Origin of the sequence: Enterobacter sp. PTB, assembly GCF_051130085.1 — a bacterium.
GTDB classification, from domain to species: Bacteria; Pseudomonadota; Gammaproteobacteria; order Enterobacterales; family Enterobacteriaceae; genus Enterobacter; species Enterobacter ludwigii.
In genome coordinates this window covers 1-464 of sequence record NZ_JBDKEE010000129.1, presented here as the reverse complement: position 1 = coordinate 464, position 464 = coordinate 1, and the positions used below count along the sequence as shown (strand labels likewise).

Annotated in this window: 1 protein-coding gene; it reads left to right on the top strand. The window is 51.3% G+C overall.

Going from position 1 to position 464, the window contains the following annotated elements; all coding sequences use genetic code 11:
• Positions 1-464: EF-Tu/IF-2/RF-3 family GTPase (locus AAIR21_RS27910; RefSeq protein WP_434682845.1), on the top strand; the 464-nt coding region annotated here is incomplete at both ends.

Below are 464 nucleotides of genomic sequence, written 5' to 3'. Positions count from 1 at the left end.
GTATTCTCCATCTCCGGTCGTGGTACCGTTGTTACCGGTCGTGTTGAGCGCGGTATCATCAAAGTTGGCGAAGAAGTTGAAATCGTTGGTATCAAAGAGACTGCTAAGTCTACCTGTACTGGCGTTGAAATGTTCCGCAAACTGCTGGACGAAGGCCGTGCTGGTGAGAACGTAGGTGTTCTGCTGCGTGGTATCAAACGTGAAGAAATCGAACGTGGTCAGGTACTGGCTAAGCCAGGCTCAATCAAGCCACACACCAAGTTCGAATCTGAAGTGTATATCCTGTCCAAAGACGAAGGCGGCCGTCATACTCCGTTCTTCAAAGGCTACCGTCCACAGTTCTACTTCCGTACAACTGACGTGACCGGTACCATCGAACTGCCAGAAGGCGTTGAGATGGTAATGCCAGGCGACAACATCAAGATGGTTGTGACGCTGATCCACCCAATCGCGATGGACGACGG